Genomic DNA, 23,175 nt, shown 5'->3' with positions numbered 1-23,175 from the left:
CCGGCAAGGACCGCGCCGCGCCCGTCACGCGAAGCGATTGTCGCGCGGAAAGCCCGTCGGCGGCATCCGCCCGGCCGCACCGCGCGCCGCCCGCCACAGCGACAGGTCGGTTTCGGTACGGACCCGCCGCCCCTCGCCGCCCATCACCCAGCTGAGCCCCTCGGCGAAGACGAAGGTGCGCGCGTCCGACAGGCCGCCGTCGCGGAACCGCTGGAGCTGCAGCCCCTGCCCCCGCGTCATCTCGACCAGCTCATTGATCGGGAAGACCAGCATCTTGCGATTGTCGCCGATCGCCGCGACATAATCATCGCCCGCCCCCACCGGCCGCACCACCTTCAGCACCGCGCCGGCGCGCGGGGTGACGATCGTCTTGCCCTTGCGCGTCTCCGCGATCGTGTCGGCGACGGGGACGATGAAGCCGCGCCCGTCGCTCGCCGCGACCAGCAGCCGGCCTTGCGCCGACGCCGCCAGCAGCGCGACCACGCCGATGCTGCCGTCGAGATCGATCATCGCGCGGACCGGCTCGCCGAAGCCGCGCCCGCCCGGCAGCTTGTCCGCCGCCAGCGTGTAGAAACGCCCGTTCTCGGCCGCGAGCAGCAGCTTGTCGGTGGTCTGGGCGTGGAAGGCGAAGGCGGGGCCATCACCCTCCTTGAACTTCAGCGTCTCCGCCGCCGCCAGATCGTTATGGCCCTTCATTGCGCGGATCCAGCCGCGTTGCGACAGGATGACGGTGATCGGCTCGCGCTCGATCATCGCCTCCAGTGGGATGTCGCGGGTCGGCGCGGCCTCCTCCACATCGGTGCGGCGCTTGCCGAGCAACGTCTCCGGTCCATAGCGGTCGCGGATCCGCTTCAGGTCGCGCTTCATCCGCGCCTTCTGCTTCTTGGGGTCGGCGAGCAGCGCCTCCAGCGTCACCCGTTCCGCGTCGAGCTGGTCGCGCTCCTTGCGGATCTCGAACTCCTCCAGCCGGCGGAGCGAGCGCAGCCGCATGTTGAGGATCGCCTCCGCCTGCCGATCGGTCAGGCCGAATTCGGCGATCATCACCGCCTTGGGCTCGTCCTCGGTACGGATGATCTCGATCACCCGGTCGAGATTGAGATAGGCGACCAGATAGCCATCGAGCAGCTCGATCCGGTCGGCGATCTTGCCCAGCCGGTGGCGCGTGCGCCGGTCGAGCACGACGAACTGGTGATCGACCCAGGCCACCAGCGCCTCGGCCAGGCTCATCACCCGCGGCGTGCGCTCCTTGTCGAGCACGTTGAGGTTGAGCGGGACGCGCGTCTCCAGGTCGGTCAGGCGGAACAGCCCGTCCATCATCACCTGCGCGTCGACCGTGCGCGCGCGCGGCTCCAGCACGATCCGCACCGCCTCGTCCGATTCGTCGCGGACATCGGCCAGGATCGGCAGCTTCTTGTCGTTGATCAACGACGCGATCTGCTCGATCAGCTTGCCCTTCTGCACGCCATACGGGATCTCGCTGACCACCGCCTGCCAGCCGCCGCCTTTCTCCCGCTCGATCGTCCAGCGCGCCCGCACCCGGAACGCGCCGCGCCCGGTGCGGTAGCTTTCGGCGATCACCGCCGGCGGATCGACCACCAGGCCGCCGGTCGGGAAATCCGGCCCGCGCACGAAGCCGAGCACATCGGCCGACCGGTCGTCGACCAGGGCGACCGCCGCGTCGAGCAGCTCGGCGGCATTGTGCGGCGGGATGCTGGTCGCCATGCCGACCGCGATGCCGCTGGCGCCATTGGCGAGCAGATTGGGGAACAGGCCCGGGAACAGCTCCGGCTCCTGCTCCTCGCCATTATAGGTCGGGCGATAGGCGACGGCATCCTCGTCCAGCCCGTCCATCAGGTCGATCGCGACCTGGGTCAGCCGCGCCTCGGTATAGCGATAGGCGGCGGCGTTATCGCCGTCGATATTGCCGAAATTGCCCTGCCCGTCGACCAGCGGATAGCGCAGCGAGAAGGTCTGGGCGAGGCGGACCATCGCGTCATAGACCGACTGGTCACCATGGGGGTGATATTTGCCGATCACGTCGCCGACGACGCGCGCGCATTTCTTATAGCCTTGCGTCGGGTCGAGCTTGAGCAGCCGCATCGCCCAGAGCAGGCGGCGGTGCACCGGCTTCAGCCCGTCGCGCACGTCCGGCAGCGAACGCGCGGTGATCGTCGACAGGGCATAGACGAGGTAACGCTCGCTCAACGCGCTGTCGAAGGGAGCATCGAAAACGCCGATCGGCGTGTCGGGGTCGGTCAGTTCGGTCGCCATCTGTTCTCCTGATAGCGTCAAAGCCGCCCCCTGCACAGGGCCATCCCTCATCGGCGAACGGCCATGGCGGATGCCGCCATGGCCGTGTCGGTAGTCGAAGAGACCGGAGACCGGGCGATGGCCCGGATCAGCTCACCGGCGGGGCCCAGCCCAGCGTGTGATCGACGTCTGGCTGGATGTGGTTGCCGGCCGTGACCTGGCAGTTCTGGAACGCCACCGGGGTGAAGGTCTCGACGCCCGCGACCTGCTCCTGGTCGACCGGCTTGCCCTTCTTGTTGTGAGTGACGTCGAAGGCCACCGCCTCGGGGCGGAAGGTCGCCAGCACATCGGCGGTGTCGCGGCAGGCGACCGTGCGGGCCACCGGGCCGTTCTTCACCAGCGAGATGACCTCCATCGCCGCGCCGTTGTTGAGCGGGATGCGGGCCTGTTCCGCGACCCAGGGCTGGGCCGTCGCGGCGCCCGCCACCAGCATCAGGGATGCACCAACACAACCGATCATCAGCTTGTTCATGTCTACCTCCTTAGCAAGCAGGACAATAACGACGGTCTCTATGGTTGGGTTTCGACTTTCACAGGTTAAGTTTTCTTCATAACTGTGTAATAGAATCGAACACATCATCGATACTTAATTTAACTCTCACAGCATATAACTTGCTGTCGGCAATGGATTTTCTACCCATAACCGCCAGACAGCAAAACGGCCATGGCGGATGTCGCCACGGCCGTTTCGGGACGGAGATGGAAAGGGAGATCGGGCTCAGCGTGCCGGCGGTGCCCAGCCCAGCGTCTTGTCCACCTGGTTCACGAACTGATTGCCGCCCATGACCTGGCAATTCTGGAAGGCTACCGGCGTGAAGGTCTCGATGCCGGCGACCTGCTCCTGCTCGACGGGCTTGCCCTTCTTGTTGTGGGTCATGTCGAAGGCCACTGCCTCGGGCTGGAAGGTCGCCAGCACGTCGGCCGTGTCGCGGCAGGTGACCGTGCGATAGGCGTCACCATTCTTCACCAGCCAGACAAAGGCCTTTGCCGCGCCGTCATTGAGCGAGAGGTGCGCCTGGCTCGCGACCCAGGGCTTTGCCGAGGCCGCCCCCGCCGTCGCCAACAGCACGGCACCAGCACACACGGTCATCAACTTGTTCATATCCTGCCTCCTTTACAAGCAGGGCAACAACCAGCGATTTTATTCATGGTTTCACTTTGTCATGGATTAACTTTTTGACATATTCTCTACTTGTTACTGAAATGATACGCCGCCAATAGTGCATCACAGATACATCATTCATCCCTTTGTACTACAATGTTTATTTGATCCGCCGCATCGAACCGGCCCCGATCGCGGGACGCGCCGGCCGCCGCCGCCACGCGGCGTGGTCACGGATCGTCGACAGTGCACCGGGCCGGCGCGATCGCTCCATTGCGCCGCGACCGCCCTTCCCCTATAGGCCGCCCATCCCGCCTCGGGCCTCGCAACTGGGGTGCCGGGGCTGTTCTTATTTCAGGGGAACCGCATGGCTCGCCGCCGCCAGATCTACGAAGGCAAGGCCAAGATCCTGTACGAGGGCCCGGAGCCGGGCACCTTGATCCAGTATTTCAAGGACGATGCCACCGCCTTCAATGCCCAGAAGAAGGGCACGATCAACGGCAAGGGCGTGCTCAACAACCGTATCTCCGAGCATGTCTTCACGCTGCTCGACCATATCGGCGTGCCGACGCACTTCATCCGCCGCCTCAACATGCGCGAGCAGTTGATTCGCCAGGTCGAGATCGTGCCGATCGAGGTGGTCGTCCGCAACGTCGCCGCCGGCTCGCTGTCGAAGCGGCTGGGGATCGAGGAAGGCACCAAGCTGCCCCGCACGATCATCGAATATTATTACAAGGACGATGCGCTCGGCGACCCGATGGTCTCCGAGGAGCATATCGCCTGCTTCGGCTGGGCGAGCCAGGAGGAGATGCACGACATCGCCGACCTGGCGATCCGCGTGAACGACTTTCTCTGCGGCCTGTTCGCCGGCGTCGGCATCCGCCTGGTCGACTTCAAGCTGGAATTCGGCCGGGTCTGGGACGACGATTACGGCCGGATCATCCTGGCGGACGAGATCAGCCCCGATGGCTGCCGTCTGTGGGACATGGAAACCAACGAGAAGATGGACAAGGACCGGTTCCGCCGCGACCTGGGCGGCGAGGCCGAGGCCTATCAGGAAGTCGCGCGCCGGCTCGGCCTGCTCCCGGAGGGAGAGGATTCGGCGGTGCTCGATCTCGACAGCCACCGCAAGCGCCGCGGCAAGTAAGGACTCCCGTCTCGTGAAGCTCCAGATTTTCGTCACCCTGAAGCCCGGCGTGCTCGATCCGCAGGGCCGGGCCATCCATCATGCGCTCGGCAGCCTGGGCTTCGCCGGCGTCGACGACGTCCGCGCCGGCAAGGTCTTCGAGATGGAGGTCGCCGACGACACCGACGACGCGGCGATCGACGCGATGTGCCGCCAGCTCCTCGCCAACACGGTGATCGAGAATTACCGGGTGGTGAAGGCGTGAAGACCGCGGTCCTCGTCTTCCCCGGTTCGAATTGCGACCGGGACCTGGCGGTGGCGCTGGAGGCGGTGACCGGCACGGCCCCGGCGATGGTCTGGCACGGCGAGAGCGAATTGCCGGCCGGCACGGCGCTGGTCGCGGTGCCCGGCGGCTTCTCCTATGGCGACTATCTCCGCTCCGGCGCGATCGCGGCGCGTTCGCCGATCATGCGCGCGGTGGTCGAGGCGGCGGGCAAGGGTCTGCCGGTGCTGGGCGTCTGCAACGGCTTCCAGGTGCTGACCGAGGCGGGGCTGCTGCCCGGCGCCCTGATGCGCAATGGCGGCCTCAACTTCGTCTGCCGCGACGTGGCGCTGACCGTGGAGAATGGCGACAGCGCCTTCACCCGCCGCTATGCCGCCGGCGAGACGATCCGGGTGCCGGTGGCGCATCATGACGGCAATTATTTCGCCGATGATGCGACGCTCGACCGGCTGGAAGGCGAAGGCCGGGTCGCCTTCCGCTATGGCGAGCCGGTCAACGGTTCGGCCCGGGGCATTGCCGGCCTGCTCAACGATCGCGGCAACGTGCTCGGCATGATGCCGCATCCGGAGCGCCGGATCGAAACCGCGCATGGCGGCGATGACGGCCGCCGTTTGTTCGAAGGGCTGGTCGAGGCGGTCGGCGCCTGACATTCCGGACGGGGCGGCGGCGACAGGCTGGCCGCCCCCCCCCATTCGCTCACACCCGCGCCCGGAACGGCGTGAAATCGGTATCGCGGTCGAACACATCGACGCCCTCCGCGCGCTTGAGCGCCCCCACCACGAGATAGGTGACCGGGGTCAGCAGCACCTCCCATCCGACCTTCAGCGCCCATTGGGTAAACAGCACGGTCACGACCAGATCGGTCGTCCAGCCGGTCGCGCCCCAGAAGGCGAGCGGGTAAAAGATCAGGCTGTCGACCCCCTGCCCGACCAGGGTCGAGCCGATCGTCCGCGTCCAGAGATGCCGCCCCTCGGTCCACAGCTTCATCCGCGCCATCACATAGGCGTTGACGAATTCGCCGGCCCAGAAGGCGCAGACGCTGGCCAGCACGATGCGCGGCACCTGCCCGAAGATCACCTCATAGGCGGCCTGGTTGGTCCAGCTCGGCGCCGGCGGCAGCGCGACGACGACCCAGCTCATGAACGCCATGAACAGCACCGCGACCGTCCCCGCCCAGATCACCCGCCGCGCACGGGCATAGCCATAGACCTCGGTCAGCACGTCACCGATCACATAGCTGAGCGGGAAGAACAGGATGCCGGCCCCGAACGGCCAGTCGCCCAGGACCGGCAGATGGATCACCGCCACCTTGCCCGCGCCGATGACGTTCGACAGCAACAGGATGGCGACGAACGCCGCCATCACCAAGTCGTAATAGCGGAACGCCGCCCCGCCGCTTTTCGCCCCCTGATCCATGGCCGCCGTTATGATCCCGGTTCCACCCCGACACAATCCGCGCTAACAGCATCCCGGTCGCGCGCCCGTAGCTCAGATGGATAGAGCACGAGCCTTCTAAGCTTGTGGTCGCTGGTTCGAATCCAGCCGGGCGCGCCATTTCCGTTCAGCTTCGGGCACTGCGGCACCGGGTGTCTGGGATGCCATGATGGCCCGTTCCAGCATCGCGTTTCGCCCCGTGATCCGCACGTCGCGATCGCCGAACCGGGCGATGACCGCAGGCGTGATTCGCCGACCGCCTGCATCGAATTGCCGTTCGAGGACTACGATGTCGGCCTGCGTGCCGGCCTTTTTGCGCGCGGATATTGCCGGGTTCGGTGGCGACCTGCGAGTCGTGCAGGCTGAGCATCTCGAGCCCGACCAGCTTGATCACTCGGGCGCTCTCACCATCGAGCTGGGTCAACCGGGTGCCGAGTCGCTTCAGTTCGGCGACGCGCTCCGCGACGGCAGTTATCGACCGATCCAGCCATGTCTGGAGAAGCGCGGTCAGCCGTTCCTGATGATCCCCGGCTCGGTGGTCACCTTTGCTAAGCCCGTAAGGGATGGATGTGTGCAATGCCAAAGACGAGGCGGGAGTTTTCCCCCGAAGTTCAAGCGGAAGACGGTTGCTCTGCTGGAAAGCAGCGGGCGACCGCTAATGCAGGTGGCGACCGAGGCCAGAATATCGCCATCGATGTTACGAGATCGGCGGGCGATGATCCGTGGCGGCACGGCGCGGTCAAGGGCAGCGACGCCCGCGCATTGCCACTGCCGTCGCTGGCGGACCAGGCGTCGGAGATCGCGTGGCTGATGGGTAAACTGGACCGCACGCGCATGAAGCGCGACGTGCTTAAAAAAGCGATCGGCATCTTTGCGGAGGTGCCGGGATGAACTTCGACTTCATCCGCGATCACGCCGGCCGGTAGCCGGTCCGGCTGATGTGCCGGATCCTCAAGGTCTTGGCCAGCGGCTATTACGCATGGCGCTGCCGTCCGGAGCGCGCGCGATCCGCGGCGAACCGCAAGCTGCTAGGCAATGTCCGTCGTCGTCTTGGCGAGTACCATGGGCGCTACGGCAGCCCCAGGATGCATGCCGCGCTGCGCGCGGAAGGCAAAACGGCGAGCCGAGGCCGTGTCAAGCATCTGATGCGGCATCTCGGCATCCGTGCCCTCGTCGGTCGCAGGTTCCGCCATGCGCCAGCGATGACCTCCACCATCTAATGGTCGCGCCGAACCTGCTGAACCGAAAGTTTATCGCCGAGGCGCCCAATGGCGTCTGGCTCGACGACATAACTCACAGCGCGACCGGAGAGGGCGGAACCGACCAAGGTTCGAACGATGCGAAGCATCGTTGAAAAGCCAGTAGAGAGTGGTTGAATCTCGCCGCCGTGCTTGACCTGCCGATCTGCAAGATCGTCGGCTGGTCGATGCGCGGCGACCAGTACGCATCGGAGGCGTACGGCAAGCAACTCACTGCGATGAAGGCCAGGCCATCAATAAGCCGAACCGCTTGCTGCTACGGCAAAGCGCCCATGGAAAGCTTCTTCCACACGCTCAAGGTCGAACTGGTTCACCCGCGGGGATGGGCGACCCGCGAGTATGCCAGACGTGATCTGTTCGCGTATGTCGAGGGTTATGACAGCCGCCGGCGGATACACTCCGCTCTCGGATACAGGACCCGGAACAGGCCGAACGCAACATGGCCGAAACCCGTGACCACCAAAACGGGGGCCATCATATTGCTATCAATGCCCGGACGATCGCGCGATCACGCGCGCGCCATCCTTTTCCGACTGCACCGACAGGTCGAGCAGTTCGCCGATCAGCGACAGGCTCTCGCCCGGCCGATCCAGCCGGAAGCGGCCATTGACCCGCTCGTCCGCCAGCGCGGGATCGGCCAGTCGGATCGGCGTATCGCTGTAGCGGTTGAGCCGCGCGATCGCGTCTCCCAGCCGGATCGAGTCCCCCTCCAGCCAGCGATCCTGCCATCCCTGGTAATGATCCGGATCGAAGCGATGCACCGTGATCCGCCGCGCGCTCGCTTCCGCCCATTGCCCGGCGGTCACGACGGTGGAGGGCAGCCCCGCGACCTCCAGCCGCACGCGTCCGCGAAAGACGCGTAGTTCACTCTGGCCCGGGCCGCGATCAACGATGAAATCGGTGCCGAGCGCGGTCATGCGGCCCTCCGGCGTGGCCACCGCGAACGGACGGTCGACATCGTGCCGCACGTCGAAGCGCGCCGCGCCCGCCCGCATGTCGACCGACCGACCCGTGTTCGAAAAGGCGATCCTCACATGCGAGCCGGCATCGAGCGCCATGGTCGATCCGTCGGGCAGCGCGACCTGCCGCGGCTGACCCACCGCGCTGGCATATTCGTGGGTCACCACCACGTCCGGTACGGCGCGATGCCACAGCACCGGCGCGGCGACCAGCCCCGCCAGTCCCGCCGCCAGTCCGATCGCCAGCTTGCGCCCGGGACGGCGTACACCATGCGGACGTCCGCGCGGATCGCCCCGCGACGGCGTGGCGGGGGGCAACGGCGGCACGGTTGTGGCCCGGGCCTCTTCGGCAGCCGCGAACAGCGCGGGATCGCCGAGCGCCTCGACCATGCGCGCCAGGGCGGCACGATGCTCGGGCGACTGGTCCAGCCACTCGCTCAGCGACCGGCGCTCCTCGGCCGACAGACTGTCCAACCGGTCCGCCCAGTCGGCGGCTTCGTCGATGACCTGATCGCTCATGCGCGTCCTCCGCCCGTCGACGGGCGCACACCATCGTCCACGCAAACCGCCAGATCGACCATGGCGCGGACCAGATGCTTCTTCACCGCCTCCACGCTGATCCCCATTGAATTGGCGATCTCCTGACGGGACAGCCCCTCCAGATGACGGGCGACGAATACCGCGCGGCGTTGCGGCGGCAATTGGGCCAGCGCCTCGCGGAAACGGTCATATCGCTGGCGATAGTCGAGAATCTGGTCGGCCAGCGGCAAGGCGCAGGCGAGTTCGGGGTCGACCGGTCCATGATCCGCCGGGCTACGCCGCGCCCGGTTGTACAGGACGGAATCGGCGACGCGAAAGGCATAGGCAAGTGGCTGTTCGATCACTTGCCTGCCTTCCTGTTCGATCACCCGCATGATGGCTTCCTGCACGATATCCTCCGCCTGTTCGGGGTCACGAACCCGCCTGCGGACATAGGTCAGCAGACGGTCACGCCCCGCCACGGCCCATTCGGCCATGCCGGTCACGTGCTGCTGTCCGGGAAGAGGGCGCGATGGCGCATCCGGGGACATTCCCATGGAAAGAACAAGTCAGGCAAGAACGGACGCGCCGACCCCGTCAGAGGTCGGCGCGGCGGGAGCCCGGATATCCCGCGGCGGCAGGATGGCAAGGCTCCCCGGTGGCATGGAGAGCTCCGGCGTCAGAAGGTGACGCGAACGCCGCCCAGCAGCGTGGTGCCCGACCGGGTCACGACATACAGCCGGCGCGTGCTGTTGGAATATTGCCGCTCGCGCTGGTTGGTCAGGTTGATGCCGTTCAGCGTCAGCTGGACGTTCTTCGTGATCGCATAATGCGCGGACATATCGACATAGACGGTGCCCTCGAACCCGGTCACGTCCTGATCCGGCCCGAGCGCGGTCAGCACCGGCGACGCGCTGAAGATATAGCCGCTGCGGTAATTGGCCGAGACGCGAGCGTCGAACGCCTTGTCCTGATAATAGAGGGTGACATTGGCGTTATATCTGCTCAGGCCCTCCAGCGTCGTCGGAATGCTGCCCTGGTAGATCTTCGAATAGTCCAGCCGCGAGTCGACATAGGTGAGGTTCATCGCCGTCCCCAGCCGGTCGAAGGGCGCGGGCAGGAACTTGAAATCAGTCTGGCCGGACAATTCGATCCCGAATAGGTCGGTCTTGGCGAGGTTGACCGGGCGCGAATAGCTATCCACGATCGTCGAACCGGTCACGCCCGGATAGAGATTGTCGGGCAGCCCCGTCTGCGAATAGGGTACGCCGTTGATCGTCTGGGTCGAGATATAGCCGTCCAGATTCTTGTAGAACAATGCGGCCGCGACATAGCCGACCGATCCGAAATAATATTCGGCCGAAATGTCGTAGTCGTTCGACTTGTAGGGACGCAGGTTGGGGTTGCCGATCGACACGGTCACATTGCCGTTGTCGTTGGTGACGGAACCGTTGACCGCCAGCGCGCCGAGCGCCGGCCGGTTGATGTTCTTCGATGCCGCGAAGCGCAACATCAGCCCACGATCCAGTTCGAGGATGAGGTTGGCGGCGGGCAGCACGCCCTCATAAGCGCCGCGCACCGTGATCGGCCCGACATTGGCCGTCCCGTCCGAGGTGACCGTCGTGTGGTAATAGCGTGCGCCGATATTGCCACGGAAGGGGACGCCCCCCAGCATATGGTTCCAGTCATATTGGACGAAGCCCGCCGCCGTCCGCTCCTCGACCGCATAGACGCCCACCGGGCTGGTCAGATATTGCGCACGGTTGATGCCCAGCGTCTGGAGCATCTTGGGGAAGTCTACGATCGTCCACTCCTGGCCCGGATAGCCGGTATAGGTCTGCGCATAGGCGCTGGGATTGGCGTTGACCTTGCCGGATACGAAGCCGCTGGTCAGGATATTGTCCTGTTCGGCATAGTAGCCGCCATTGGAGAAGCGCCGCCATTCGCCCCCGACGCTGATCGTGTCGTCGGGCGAGAGTTTGTAGTCGAAACGTCCCTTGAGGTTGTCGAACGCCGAATCCTGGAACGTGTTGTTTACGTACAGGCGCTTGGCATGCCAGAAATTGGGGTCGGCCGTGTTGAACTTGTAGGTGTTGACCAGGGAATAGGTGCCGCCGCGATAGTCGGAGATGACGTCGCCAAAGCCTTCCAGCGTGAACTTGTCGTTGACGGGCATGTCGTAGCGCGAACGCTCGACCCCGCCCAGCCAGGTGAAGGTCAGCCCGTCGACCAGTTCGGCATCGCCGCTGAGCACGACCTGCTTGAAGATGTTCCGGGTGTTCTGAACGCGCGTTTCGGTCGCGGCCTTGCCGCCCGACACGTCGAGATAGACGACCTCGTTGCGGTCGTTCCACTGGATCGCGTTGACCCGCGAATTGGGATAGACGGTGCCCGCGAACGTCTCCCCGCCGCCCAGCCAGGTCGAGCTGCCGCCGCCGCGCGAGGCCAGATGGGTCTCGAACCGGTCGCCCTTGAACTGGCCATACAATCCGTCCAGCGTGACATGGACCTTGTCGGTCGGCGCCCACTGGATAGACGAGGTCAGGCCGATCCGCTCCTGCTTGCTGTCCCACACCGACAGGCGGTTGCCGCGCGCGAACAGCAGGTTGCCGGAATTGATCTTCGCCTGTTCGGCGGCGGTCAGACCGCTGATGTTGCTGCCGTTCGCCTTGTTGCGGCGCCAGCGATAGGTGTCGAAACCCTCTTCGCGGGTGTTGCGACGGCTATAGGCACCGGACACCAAAATGCCGAAATTGCCCCAATTCTTCGAGAAAAGGCCGGTCAGACGCGGCTGAAAATCGCGGGTGAGCGTGTTGGTGCCCCCCTGCGCCGACAGCGCGATCTTGGTACCCTTATAGTCGAAGGGGCGTGCGGTGAAGAGGCCGACCGTGCCGGCCAGGCCGCCCTCGGTCTGCTGGGCCTGGTACGACTTCTCGACATCGACATGGTTGAACAGTTCGGCGGCGAAGAGGTTGAAGTCGAAGGCGCGGTCACGCGTCGTCTGGCCACGGCTGTCCTGCGGTGAGTCGACGTTGCCCAGCACCTCCATGCCGTCGAGCTGGACGCGGGTGAAGTCCGGCCCCAGGCCGCGCAGGCTGATCCGGCGGCCCTCCCCCGCCTCACGGTTGATCGCGACGCCCGGCAGGCGCTGGAGCGCTTCGGCGAGATTGAGGTCGGGAAAGGCCGCGATGTCCGAGGCCGAGATCGAATCCTTGATGATCGTCGCGTCGCGCTTCGAGTCGCGCGCCTGGGCCAGGCTGGTTCGATAGCCCGTGACGACGATATCCTCGCCAGCCTCGACCGGGCTGTCCTGCGCCTGGCTTTGCGCCATCGCGGGTTGCGCGGCGAAGAGCGCGCCCGATGCCAGCAGCAGTGCCTTGTTGATGTTCATGTTCCGATACCCCCCAATGATGTTTCACTCGCCCGGCCGGGCAAGCGATCGCGAGGGAAGACGGCGATCCCGATCAATCGGGGACAAAGAGATTTGTAAAAGTTTTAAGACAGTTATGGCATTTCTATTACAGCGGCATTTGCTTTTGTCGGCAGTTGTCGGGAATGACTGACCATTGTCCCCGTTCGCGTCGATCCTTACTCTTCCTGTCGACATGCTTGGCTTCGGGAAGGGACAGGATATGCGTGCCATGGTTCGGATTGCTGCGACGACCGCATCGGTCATGTCGATCATGTCGACGCCGTCGGCGGCCATGGCGAAGGAGTCCGGGGGCTATCTGGCGGCTGGGCAGGCGCCGGACCTGACCCGCATCCTGCCCGGCCCGCCCGCACCGGGCACGCCACGCGCCAACGCCGATGCGCAGGTGTTTCGCGACACCCGCCGCCTGCTCGGCACGGCCCGGTGGGATCTCGCGACCGCCGATGTCTCCAGCGATCTGGGCGCGCGCTTCGCCGAGGCGCTAGGCTTTCGTCCCGACTGGGGCCGCTTACCGCTGACCCGCGCCCTGATCGCGCGGTTCGATGCGGACCGTTCGGCGGCAGTCGGTGCGGCGAAGGCGCATTGGCAATCCCCCCGCCCGTTCATCGGCACCGATCTGCCAATCTGCGAGCCGCGCACGGCGGGGCTGGTGGCGAATGGCGACTATCCCTCGGGCCATACCGCCCATGGCTGGGGCTTCGCGTTGCTGATGGCCGAGTTGATCCCCGGCCGGGCGCAACAGATCCTGGAACGCGGCCGAACCTATGGCGAAAGCCGCTATATCTGCGGATCGCATACGCAGAGCGCGGTCGAGGGCGGGTATATTGCGGCCAGCGCGCTGATGGCGCGCGAACAGGCCGACCCGCTGTTCCGGCGCGACATGGCGGCGGCGGCCGACGAACTGGCGGCCTATCGCCGGGGGCTCACCAGCCCCAGTCCGCGCTGAGCGTCACGACACGCCCCTGCTGCGCGCGGACGGTGATGACTCCGTCCGTCGCGCTCGCCCGGATCTCTCCACCCAGCGCATCGCCCTGCATTACCGCGATCCGGTCAAACAGGTTGGTCGCGCGCAGGCGAACGGTCAGCCGAGATGTCGCGGTCCAGCTGCCGCCGAGATCGACTAGCGCGAAGGCCGGCAATGCCACACTGTTGGCGTCATCGGCGAAGCGCCCTCCCATGGCGGAAACATTGCCGTTCAGCGTGATCGCGCTTCCCGGCACCGCCACGCTGGCGGACAGATTGGCCATGACCCGTGGCACCCGACGCGGGTGGCGACCGCTGAGGTCGGTCGTCGTCACCCCGCTTCCGTCCCCGGTCACGCTGTCGATGCGATAGGCCTGCAATCGCGGGTCCTGCCATGTCGCGGTCGCGCGCAGGGTGACGCCGGGCGCGGGAACGGCATATCCGCTGACCTCCAGTCCGCGTGTCCGGGCGACCGCATCATGCTGCCCGACCCGCACCGTGCCGCTGACGGGGTCGACCGACAGGTCGGGCAAGGCGATATCGGGAAAGCGGCTGTCGAACAGGGTCGCGTCCAACCCGGCGCCGCCGCGCCGCCAGGTCAGGCCCAGTTCCGCCTGTTCCACCGTCACGGCGCGCGGGCGGTCGCCGCTACCGATACGGAACGTGCCGGGATCGGGCATCCGCATCGCCCGCGTGGCGCGGACGAACGCGCCCAGATCGTCGCCGACGCGCCAGTGGAGCGCCAGCGTCGCCGCCGTCCGCCCCCGCCGCCACTGCCGCTTGTCCCACTGCCCCGACCCGACCGCGATCCGATCGTCGGCCAGCGTGCCCGGATCGCCGCCATCGACGATCGCCGGCCGCTCGACCCGCGCGGACAGGCGCACCCCCTCGTGCCGCAGCCCCCAGTCGAGCCGCCAGCGATCGGCCAGCCGACATTCATCGGCGGCATAGAGCGCCACCATCCGCTGCCGCCCCATCAGCGCCTCATAGGTCGATCCGGTGCTGAGCCGCCCGTCCTGCGTGGCGGCGCCGACCACGCGGCCGGCGGCATCGAGCGCGACCAGATCGAGCCGCCGGCCCTGCCCTCGTGCCTCGACCAGCGCGCGCGCGACCGCGCGGCGGAAATTCCAGTCATAGCCGACCGTGTAGACGCCGGCGGTCAACTCATGGCGACCCGCAGCCTCCAGCACGCGCGTGTAGGACAGGTCGGCCAGCGCCTCGCGCAAGCGTACATCGGCGGCGACGGGATTCAGCACCATCACCCGATCATTGTCGAGCAGCGGCGTGAAGGCGCTGGCGTCGCGGGCATGGCGCAAGGCGACGCGTTCGGCGTCGGGGAACGCAGCCAAAAGGCGGTCGCGCGCCTCGGCGACCGCAGCCGTGGCGGGTATGGCGCTGCCCGAGGAGGACAGCGCATAGCGCTCGGTCCGGGATGCGCGATAATGCGCCCGCAGCGTCAGCCGGCCATCCGCCCAGGGTCGGGTCCAGGCCAGCGAGGGCACGATCAACCGGTTCCGGTTGTTCCGCGCCAGCGGACGCGCGCCCAGAACGGCGAACCGCGATGTGGTGAATTCGGGACCGAAGAAGCTGTCGCGACGCGGATCGAATCCGGCGAGGGGCGAAAGCCTGCCCCCCGCATAGCGCATCGGAAAGGACGAGATGTTGAGCGTGTCGTCGGCCAGGGCATGGAGCGCCAGCGTCAGTTGGCCGCCACCATCCAGATCGTGATCGACGCGCGCCCGGACCTGCCCGCCCCCCAGGGTCGAGGCGATGCGCCGTACCGATGGATCGCGCGCCACCATGCCGCCGACGATCGCGCGCCAGCCCGGCGCGATCGGGCCGGTCGCATAGCCCTCCCACCGGGTCAGGCCGTAATCGGTCAGCGTCGCCCGCATCGCACCCCCCGCCCGACGCGCCGGTGCGCGGGTGCGCAGGTTCAGGACGCCACCGGGGGCATTGCTGGCGAAGATCGTGGACGGCCCGCCGCGCACGTAATCGACCGATTCGACCATCAGATCGGGGCGGACGAACTGATCGATATCGGTCCAGGGCAGCGTATCGTGCTGCACCGGCAATCCATCCTCCTGCACGGCGATCGCCTGATAGCCGTCCAGTGGTATCCCCCGCACGCGAATGGTGTTGGCCGCGACTCCGGCGGAGCGATCGACCCATAGGCCGGGGAGGCCCGACATGATCTCCGCCATGCTTTGCGGCGCGCGGACCGCCAGTTCGACGCCGTCCAGATGCGAGGCGGAATAGCTGCGATCGCGTGCGTCCTGCTCGCCCGCGCCGCGCCGCCCCGTGACGATCAGTTCCTCGCCGGTTCCGGCGGTCGGCGGTACAAGCGGACGAGCAAGGGCCGGACCCGGAACGGCCGCCCGCTCACGGTGAGAGCGTGAGCCCGGCACCGCCGTGGCGACACGGACGACGATTCCGCCCGGCAAACGGCGACAGGACAGCCCCGCCGGGCGACACAGGCGATCGAGCGCGGCCGACAGCCGCATCGTCCCCGTCACGCGCGGCGCGCGCCGTCCCGCCAGATCGGCCGGACGCGCGACCACCGCCTGCCCCGCCTGCCGCGAAAGCCGGTCCAGCGCGATCGCCACCGCGCCGGGCGGCAAGTCCACGACCAGCCGCGGATCGTCCTGCCCAGCCGACAGGGTCATCGCCATCAGCATTGTCATTCGCCGGACCGCCGCCATCGGACCGGTCGTTCGCACATCGCGGCCGTCACTTGCCCCCCGTACCGCTCGCATCTCCTGCTACGTGAGGCGGCTCAACCCAGCATGCATGGATCATGCATCGTGCAGACGAGCGGATGATAAACGCTGAATGTGTAAGCCCGAAGTCAGCCCCCCAACAGGTGAGGCGCGTCCACGCCCTGGATCGTTGGCCGGCCGGCCCTGCAACCGCAATAGTGCGCATGACGGCCTCCACATGGATCGCGGCGCCCGGATGGTCCAATGATCCGAATGCCCATCACTTTCACCTCGGGTGCGCCATTTCCCTTCAGCTTCGGGAACTGCCGCAGCCGGCGTCCGGGACGCCAGGATGGCGCGCGGCAGCATCGCGTCGCGGCCCGCGATCCGCCCCTGACGGTCGCCAACCCCGACACTGGATGTCGTCCTTGCGCGTCCTGTCGTCCAGCGCACGGCGCCGCCTCCGTTCGGCGGCCCGCTCCCCACGCGCGATCGGCTGGACGCGCCCGTCAGGCGGGCTGCACGGCCTTGAGGATGTCGTCGATCAGGGTCTCGATCCCGTCGCCCCGCGCCATCGCCTGATAGTTGACGATCACCCGGTGGCGCAGGACGGGACGCGCGATGGCGGCGATATCGTCGCAACTGACGGCGAAGCGGTCGTCGAGCAGGCACTGGACCTTCGCCGCCAGGATCAGGCCCTGCACGCCGCGTGGGGACGCCCCCAGCGCCACGCCGCGCTGCACCGATTCCGGGGCGTAGGCGCTGCCGGGCTGGGTCGCCATCACCAGGCGGATGGCATAGCCCTTGGCCACTTCCGGCACCGGCACCTGCCGCACCACCTCGCGCAGGCGGCACAGCGTCGCCGCATCGGTCACCGGGTCGATCGCCACGGCTTCGCCGCCGGTCGTCCGGTCGATGATCGCGTGATATTCCGCCTCGGTCGGATAGCCGACGAGCAGCTTGAACAGGAACCGGTCGAGCTGCGCCTCGGGCAGCGGATAGGTGCCCTCCTGGTCGACCGGATTCTGGGTCGCCATCACGCAAAAGGGCTCGGGCATCTTCAGGGTGCGGCGACCGACCGTGACCTGCCGCTCCTGCATCACCTCGAGCAGCGCCGACTGCGTCTTGGGCGTGGCGCGGTTAATCTCGTCGGCCAGCACGAGATTGGCGACGATCGGCCCCTGCTGGAAGGTCAGTTCGTGACCGCCGCCCTCGGCCTCGGTCAGCATGGTGGTGCCGATGATATCGGCGGGCATCATGTCGGGCGTGAACTGGATGCGCGAGAAGGGCAGGTCGACCGCACGGCTGATCGAGTTGATCAGCATCGTCTTGCCCAGCCCCGGCACGCCTTCGAGCAGGACGTGCCCGCCCGCCATCAGCGCGGTCAGCACGCCGTCGATCACATCCTGCTGGCCCACCATCATCCGGCGGACCTGATCGCGGATGGCGCGGAACACCGTCCGAAACTCCGCCGCCTGTTCACGCGCGACCTGGGCCTGATCAATCATCTGCATGGATAAGGGGCTCGACAGAAGGGACTGCGCCAAGGGGTGACATGCCGGGCTTGCACCAGCCTTGCATGTCAGTCGCTCTCGACCAATTGATAGCCGACGCCGCGCACCGACAGGATCTTCACCGCCCCGGTCTTGGTGGCCAGCGCCTTGCGCAGCCGCGAGATGATCGATTCCAACGAGTTGCCGTTGACGAACTTGTCATAGCCATACACCCGCATCTCCAGCGTATCGCGCCGGACGAGCGCCCCGTCCCGCATCATCAGCGTGGCTAGCACCAGCGCCTCGGACCGGCGGAGCGACATGGGGGCGTCGTTGACGAAGAAGCCGCCGCCCTCGACATCGTGGAGGATGGGGCCGAAGCGGCGCATCTCGCGCGTCTTGTGCAGGTCGTGCCGCATCGCCACGCGGATGCGCGCCACCAGCTCGCGCGGCTCGAACGGCTTGGCGATATAGTCGTGCGCGCCCAGTTCCAGGCCCGTCACCTTGTCGTCGATCCCGGCGAGCGCGGACAGCAGCAGGAAACGCTGCGGCCGTTTGTGCGCCTGGGCATAGCCGATGAGCGAAACCCCGTCGCCGTCCGGCAGCAACCGGTCGAGCAGGACCAGGTCGAACTCATTGTCGAGCAGCGCATCCTGCGCCATCGCCAGCGTATCGGCGCGGTCGACGACGAACCCCTGCCGCTCCAGATAGGCGGTCAGCGTTTCGGCCACATCGCCGTCATCTTCCACGAGCAGCAATCTCATCGCCCCCCGCCTATACGACCGGATGGCCGAAGGCGAGGTCGGCGGGGACAGGGTGCCCCCGCCGACCCGCGATCGTCAGAAGGTCAGACGCGCCGTCAACTGAAGGCTGCGTCCCGCCAGATCATAGCGCGCCGTGTCATAGGGCAGGTTGTCGACCACCGTGAACGGCGCACGCGCCTTCAGGATATTGCGGCCTGCAAATTGCAGGTTCAGATGGTTGGAGACAAGCCAGGACACCGACAGATCCACCGTGGTCAGCGGATCAACGCGCCGGATCCATTCCGGGTTGGTCTGCACCCCTGCCGCATAATTGGAGTAATAGTCGTTCAGATAGCTGGGCGTATGGTAGACGAAGACATTCGTGCTGACCTTGCCGACGTTCCATTGCAGCGATCCGACGACCTTGTACTTGTCCACGCCCAGGATACGGCCGCGCAGGTCGATCTTCTGGTTGCTGGTCAGGCCGGTCCGTTCGGCCACCATATTGTCCAGATAGATCAGCTTGGGCTGGAACGTACCGATGCCTGTCGAGAACAGGTAACTGGCCTCATACGTCATCGATTCGAAGTTCGAACCGATGACATTGTACCGCATGTTGTTCAACCGCAGCACCTTGCCGTTCGCCGCACGCGGATAGAATTGCGACAATGCGAGGACCTGGGCGGCCGGGGTGAGATTGTACAGTTCGGTGATCGTCGCGAACTGGTTGAAGATGCGATTGCGGTTATAGGTGATCGCAAGGTTCAGGCCGGACAGCATGCCGGTCGGCAACCATGATATGCTGTAGACCTGCTGGCGCGAGGTCTCCGGCCGCAAATTGGGGTTGGGGCCCTGCACCGCCGGCACAAAATAGGATGTCGGGCGGTTGCGTATGCAGTCCGTGGTGCACTTATACAGCGGATCGTCGGTGATGATCGTCTGGAACTGCTGCATCCCCGAGACGGAATAGAGCTGGGTCGGCGGCGGGGCCTTGAACCCGCGCGTGAATCTGGCGCGGATATCGATCGTGTTGGTCGGCGACCACAATACGCCCCAGGCGGGGGTCGTACGGGCGAACTCGTTCTTGCCGTAGATGATCTGTCCGCCATCATCCACGGCCGTGCCGTTGACCGTCCCGATCGCCCCCACACTGCTGTTGACGTCGCGACGCAGCGCCATGTTGAAGGTCAGGCGCTTTGCCAGCGGCAGGTCATAGCCACGTCCGAGGATGGGCAGGTTCACCTCCGCGAAGAAGGCGTAGCGCTTCGTCGAGGGATCGGGCCCGGCGATATTGCTGATTGTCGTGCTCTTCAGGCCGCTGCGGGAATATTCGGCGCCGGCGGCATAGGTCAGCCCCCCGGCGGGCAATGCCAGCAGCTCGCCATTCACGCGAGCCTCGATATTGCTCAGCGAGCTACCCAGGTCATCGACGACATAGGGGAAGAAGAAGGTCGAAATCGGCGCACCACCGCCATTGGTCGTGCTCTTCCAGGGATTGAAGGCGATATTCGGGTCGTTGCTGGTTACCGCCTGGCATTGCCGATCGAACGCCGCCTGATAGGCCGCGCGCTGGTTGAGCGGGACGCGATTGTTGGCGAGCTGGAAGTTGTAGCAGGAATACCCCGTCGGCGAATTGGGGTTCCGCGCGAAGCTGACGAGGCTGACCGGCCCGATCTGGTTCCCCGACCCCTCGGACGAACTTTTCGACTTGGTGTAAAGGAGCTGGATCTTGGCGGCCTTGCCGAAGTCATAACTGACGCCGCCGTTGACGTTCCAGTTTACGACCCGGTTTCTGACATCGCCCGGCTTCAGGGTGCCGTCCGCCAGTTCGCTTTCCGGATAATAGTTGACCCGGCTGGCATAGGAAAAGCGGTTCAGGCCGAAGGCGGGAAAGGGATTGTAATATTGGCCCGGCGCCAGGTCGATGCCGATGCCGCCGAAGATCGCGCTTTGCTGCCTGTTCTTGGCGCGGGTGTAGAGGCCGGTGCCGAAGACGCTCAACCGGTCGGTGATGTTCTGGTTGAAGGACAGGGTGCCGCTGACCGTCCGGGTGCTTGGCCCGGCGAATTCGCGGATATAATCGCGGCGGGAGGCCAGGTCGGCCTGGATCAGGTCGGAACGCTTGGGCGCTCCGGAAAAGCCCTTGGGCACGGTCAGGCCGATTTCCGGCGAGATTTGCTGGAATGTCGTCGGGTCCAGGACCGCGGGCTGGGTGGCGGTGCCGGGCTGGGTGCCGGACGCGAACGATCGACGATCGAACATCGTGACACCGCCGAAAAGCGACGAATAATTGTTCGTCACATATCCGGTCCTGGCATTCTCGATCGGTTCGGTCGCGCCGAATTCCAGGCTGCCCGACAGGCTGCCGCTGCCCCAGGCCCGCCCCGAATAGAGGCTGATGCGCGTGTCGCGGGCCCCCGAGCTGGTTTCCCTGCGGGTGGCCGAGATGGTGGTCCCCACATAATTTTTCTTGAGGATGAAGTTGATGACTCCACCCAAAGCATCCGCGCCATAGATGGCCGCCTGACCACCGGTGCTGATTTCCACGCGCTCGATCGCGCTAAGCGGGATACCGTTGAGATTGGCATAGCCCTGTTCGATGCCAGCCGCGCCCGCGATGCGACGACCGTTGACCAGGATCAGCGTATTGCCCGCCCCGACACCGCCCAGATTGGCCGCGGAAAGGCCCAGGCCACCGACATCGGACAGGATCCTGGTACCGCCCGGCCCGACGGCGGCGGACAGAGGTCCCTTGCCACGGTCATTGGTGATCGCACCGATCGTCGCGACGTTCTGCGGCAGGGTGCGCACCAGTTCCTCGACCGTGGTGACGCCGCGGTCGCGGATTTCCTTGGCGTCGATGACGGTCAGGCGAGTGGTCTGGTCACCGTCGCGCAGGCGACTGCCGGTGACGAGGATGTCGTCGCTGCCCTTGGTCTTGCGGATGACCGGATCCTGGTAACGGCGCAGTTCGGCCTCGTCGGCGCGCGCCTCCGGCTTTCCGACCTTGGCGGCGGGCGCCTCTTCGCGCTCGGCATTCCTGCGCGCCTTTTCCTCTTCGGCGGCGTCGCTGTTCTGGGGGACGGGCACGGTCCCGACCAGGCTTTCGGCCGGGTTCGACGTCTTCGGCGTGGTCTGGCCCTGCTGGGCCGCTGCGGTTCCGGTCGCCGCGAAATACGCGACCAGCGAACATGCCTTCAAAAAGGCTGACTTTTTCATGATCGTACCCCCCATAGATACTATGATCGTCAGCGCTCGGCTTGTGGGGTCCGGGTCTATCGCCTGGGCCTCCGGTGCGAGAACGCTGCCCCGTAACGAGGCCAGACTGAGGGAGGAGGCTTGCACCAACCTTGCAGTAATAGATTATTAATGTCGAAATATGATGCGGATGTGAAATTCCATGACCGCGTCGGGCGCATCGAAGCGCCGAAACCATCTCATTGCGCGAAGGTGATGAAAAACTCCGCGCCGCCGCCCGCCGCGTTACGCGCGCCCCGGGTCCCGCCATGCAGCCGGACGATGGCCGCCACGATCGCCAGCCCCAGCCCATAACCGCGCCGGGCGGACACGGGACGGGCAAAGGGCTCGAACAGGGCCTCGGGGTCCATGTCGCCGAAGCCCGGCCCCTGGTCGCGCACCGTGATCCGCCCGTCGGCTGCCACGACCAGCCGGACCGTCGTGCCGGCGGGCGCGAAGGATATCGCATTGTCGACCAGATTGGCGATCGCCGATTCGATCAGCGTCGCATCACCGGGAACTTCGAAATGCTCCACCTCGGTGTCGAGCATCAGCATGACATCGGCCTGATCGGCGACCGGCGCGCGGTCGCCGAGCACCTTGGCGGCGGAGGCGACCAGATCGGTGAAGCCGGTCACGTCGCGGCGGTTGCCGATGCTCATCAGCGTCAGCAACTGGTTGACCAGCTTGGTCAGCCGGCGCACGTCGCCGATCAGCTTGTCCTTCTGCTGCCCGTCCTCCATCAATTCCAGACGGGTGCGCAGCACCGCCAGCGGGGTCCGCATTTCATGGGCGGCGGCCGACAGGAAGAAGGTGGATCGGCGCTGTGCCGCATTGACCTGCCCGATCAGGTAATTGACCGCGCGGACCAGCGGCAGGATCTCGCTGGCGACCCCCTTTTCGGGCAGCAGCGTATCCAGGCGCTGCGGGTCGATCGACCGCGCCAGCCGGGCCACGCGCCGGATCGACCAGATGTGTAGCGAGAAGATCAGCGCGAAGATCGAAAAGACCCCGCCCGCCGCCAACAGGAAATTGCCGCTGAACGCGGACAGCCATTTGCCCTGCGCCCCCATGCCGGCGGTCTCGACGATGACCGGGCGGCGCAGGTTGCGATATTCGTAAAAGGTCAGATCCTTGCACATGGTGAAGCTGAGATAGTCGTCGCCCTCCTTCCGCTTCATGATCTTTTCCGCCTGGGTGCAGACGCTGGGATCGTCCAGGGCGCGATGAACCCGTTCCACCGCGTCGAAACCGAACCGCCGGAAGAAGGCGGACGGGCCGTTGCCGAATGCCCGGTCTCCCACCCGGACATAGAAACGGAAGTCCGGGTTGCGCGCCTCGATCTTGCGGATGAAGGGGTCGCGCGCGAGATCGCCGGCACCGGATGGGTCGGTGCCCACGGACCGGATGAAGCTGGCGATCGTGCCGCGCAATTTCCCTTCCGTCGCTTGAAGCGGCGGCGGCTGCTCCAGATGAACCGGCAGGCTGGCGAACGGCCGGATCACGAAGGCATACAGGCCCCAGCCCAGGAAGATCGAGGTCAGCAGCAGCATCTGCGCGAACATCGACTTGCGCCAGTCCCAGATGCGCCGCACCAATCCCACGCCGCTCGTCACTC

16 protein-coding genes, 1 tRNA gene and 1 pseudogene are annotated in these 23,175 nt (G+C 66.0%); 6 read left to right on the top strand and 12 right to left on the bottom strand.

The features are described 5' to 3' along the window. Window positions 1–24: 24 nt before the first annotated feature. The 3 genes from parC to QE452_RS01800 all read right to left on the bottom strand — a co-directional run bounded on the left by parC (window position 25) and on the right by QE452_RS01800 (window position 3,412). Window positions 25–2,271, bottom strand: a complete 2,247-nt coding sequence (parC, locus tag QE452_RS01810) for a DNA topoisomerase IV subunit A (RefSeq protein ID WP_309658428.1) — start codon at window positions 2,269–2,271, stop codon at window positions 25–27. A 127-nt stretch (window positions 2,272–2,398) separates the two neighbouring features. Then, window positions 2,399–2,782 carry a hypothetical protein gene (locus QE452_RS01805; protein WP_125996263.1) on the bottom strand — a complete coding sequence of 128 codons (384 nt, stop codon included), beginning with the start codon at window positions 2,780–2,782 and terminating at the stop codon, window positions 2,399–2,401. A 246-nt stretch (window positions 2,783–3,028) separates the two neighbouring features. Continuing rightward, the gene (locus QE452_RS01800; RefSeq protein WP_309658427.1) at window positions 3,029–3,412 is read right to left on the bottom strand and encodes a hypothetical protein; all 384 of its coding nucleotides are present in this window, start codon (window positions 3,410–3,412) and stop codon (window positions 3,029–3,031) included. Between the two features lie 367 nt (window positions 3,413–3,779). Between QE452_RS01800 and purC the strand changes: the two genes are divergently transcribed. Genes purC through purQ form a run of 3 tightly spaced genes read left to right on the top strand, consistent with a single transcriptional unit; the run spans window position 3,780 to window position 5,468 of the window. Further along, complete coding sequence (gene purC, locus QE452_RS01795) at window positions 3,780–4,559, top strand: phosphoribosylaminoimidazolesuccinocarboxamide synthase (RefSeq protein WP_125996261.1); 780 nt, start codon at window positions 3,780–3,782, stop codon at window positions 4,557–4,559. 13 nt (window positions 4,560–4,572) lie between these two features. Beyond that, a complete protein-coding gene (gene purS / locus QE452_RS01790; RefSeq protein WP_309658426.1) occupies window positions 4,573–4,803 on the top strand; it encodes a phosphoribosylformylglycinamidine synthase subunit PurS in 231 nt (76 codons plus the stop codon). Beyond that, complete coding sequence (purQ, locus tag QE452_RS01785) at window positions 4,800–5,468, top strand: phosphoribosylformylglycinamidine synthase subunit PurQ (protein WP_309658425.1); 669 nt, start codon at window positions 4,800–4,802, stop codon at window positions 5,466–5,468. The genes purS and purQ overlap by 4 nt, the downstream gene beginning before the upstream one ends. A gap of 49 nt (window positions 5,469–5,517) precedes the next feature. On the opposite strand, the gene QE452_RS01780 is transcribed toward purQ, so the two are convergent. Then, window positions 5,518–6,237, bottom strand: coding sequence for a queuosine precursor transporter (locus QE452_RS01780; protein WP_309658424.1), 720 nt, complete (start codon window positions 6,235–6,237; stop codon window positions 5,518–5,520). Window positions 6,238–6,298: 61 nt separating this feature from the next. Here QE452_RS01780 and QE452_RS01775 point away from each other — a divergent pair. Next, window positions 6,299–6,375: transfer RNA gene (locus QE452_RS01775), tRNA-Arg, on the top strand. A gap of 456 nt (window positions 6,376–6,831) precedes the next feature. Then, window positions 6,832–7,959, top strand: a pseudogene (locus QE452_RS01770) (IS3 family transposase); the annotation flags it as partial. Between the two features lie 40 nt (window positions 7,960–7,999). Here the strand turns inward: QE452_RS01770 and QE452_RS01765 are convergent. From QE452_RS01765 to QE452_RS01755, 3 genes are all read right to left on the bottom strand, one after another. Continuing rightward, window positions 8,000–8,992 carry a FecR domain-containing protein gene (locus QE452_RS01765; protein ID WP_309658423.1) on the bottom strand — a complete coding sequence of 331 codons (993 nt, stop codon included), beginning with the start codon at window positions 8,990–8,992 and terminating at the stop codon, window positions 8,000–8,002. Then, window positions 8,989–9,489 carry a sigma-70 family RNA polymerase sigma factor gene (locus tag QE452_RS01760; protein WP_309658422.1) on the bottom strand — a complete coding sequence of 167 codons (501 nt, stop codon included), beginning with the start codon at window positions 9,487–9,489 and terminating at the stop codon, window positions 8,989–8,991. The genes QE452_RS01765 and QE452_RS01760 overlap by 4 nt, the downstream gene beginning before the upstream one ends. A gap of 182 nt (window positions 9,490–9,671) precedes the next feature. After that, window positions 9,672–12,383, bottom strand: a complete 2,712-nt coding sequence (locus QE452_RS01755; RefSeq protein WP_309658421.1) for a TonB-dependent receptor — start codon at window positions 12,381–12,383, stop codon at window positions 9,672–9,674. A gap of 250 nt (window positions 12,384–12,633) precedes the next feature. On the opposite strand from QE452_RS01755, the gene QE452_RS01750 reads away from it, so the two are divergent. Beyond that, window positions 12,634–13,368, top strand: a complete 735-nt coding sequence (locus QE452_RS01750; protein ID WP_309658420.1) for a phosphatase PAP2 family protein — start codon at window positions 12,634–12,636, stop codon at window positions 13,366–13,368. Here the strand turns inward: QE452_RS01750 and QE452_RS01745 are convergent. The 5 genes from QE452_RS01745 to QE452_RS01725 all read right to left on the bottom strand — a co-directional run bounded on the left by QE452_RS01745 (window position 13,346) and on the right by QE452_RS01725 (window position 23,173). Beyond that, window positions 13,346–16,057 carry a TonB-dependent receptor gene (locus QE452_RS01745; protein WP_309658419.1) on the bottom strand — a complete coding sequence of 904 codons (2,712 nt, stop codon included), beginning with the start codon at window positions 16,055–16,057 and terminating at the stop codon, window positions 13,346–13,348. The genes QE452_RS01750 and QE452_RS01745 overlap by 23 nt on opposite strands. 536 nt (window positions 16,058–16,593) lie before the next feature. Next, entirely contained in the window at window positions 16,594–17,598 is a 1,005-nt protein-coding gene (locus tag QE452_RS01740; protein ID WP_309658418.1) for a MoxR family ATPase, read from the bottom strand. 68 nt (window positions 17,599–17,666) lie between these two features. Then, the gene (locus QE452_RS01735; RefSeq protein WP_309658417.1) at window positions 17,667–18,341 is read right to left on the bottom strand and encodes a response regulator transcription factor; all 675 of its coding nucleotides are present in this window, start codon (window positions 18,339–18,341) and stop codon (window positions 17,667–17,669) included. Between the two features lie 75 nt (window positions 18,342–18,416). Next, window positions 18,417–21,539 (bottom strand): TonB-dependent receptor domain-containing protein, encoded by a 3,123-nt coding sequence (locus QE452_RS01730; RefSeq protein ID WP_309658416.1) that lies wholly within the window; start codon window positions 21,537–21,539, stop codon window positions 18,417–18,419. A gap of 218 nt (window positions 21,540–21,757) precedes the next feature. After that, a complete protein-coding gene (locus QE452_RS01725) occupies window positions 21,758–23,173 on the bottom strand; it encodes a HAMP domain-containing sensor histidine kinase (protein ID WP_309658415.1) in 1,416 nt (471 codons plus the stop codon). Window positions 23,174–23,175: the final 2 nt, after the last annotated feature.

The sequence above is a fragment of the Sphingomonas sp. SORGH_AS_0438 genome (genome assembly GCF_031453475.1).
In the GTDB taxonomy this organism is placed as follows: domain Bacteria; phylum Pseudomonadota; class Alphaproteobacteria; order Sphingomonadales; family Sphingomonadaceae; genus Sphingomonas.
This window is presented reverse-complemented; position numbering and strand designations above follow the sequence as displayed.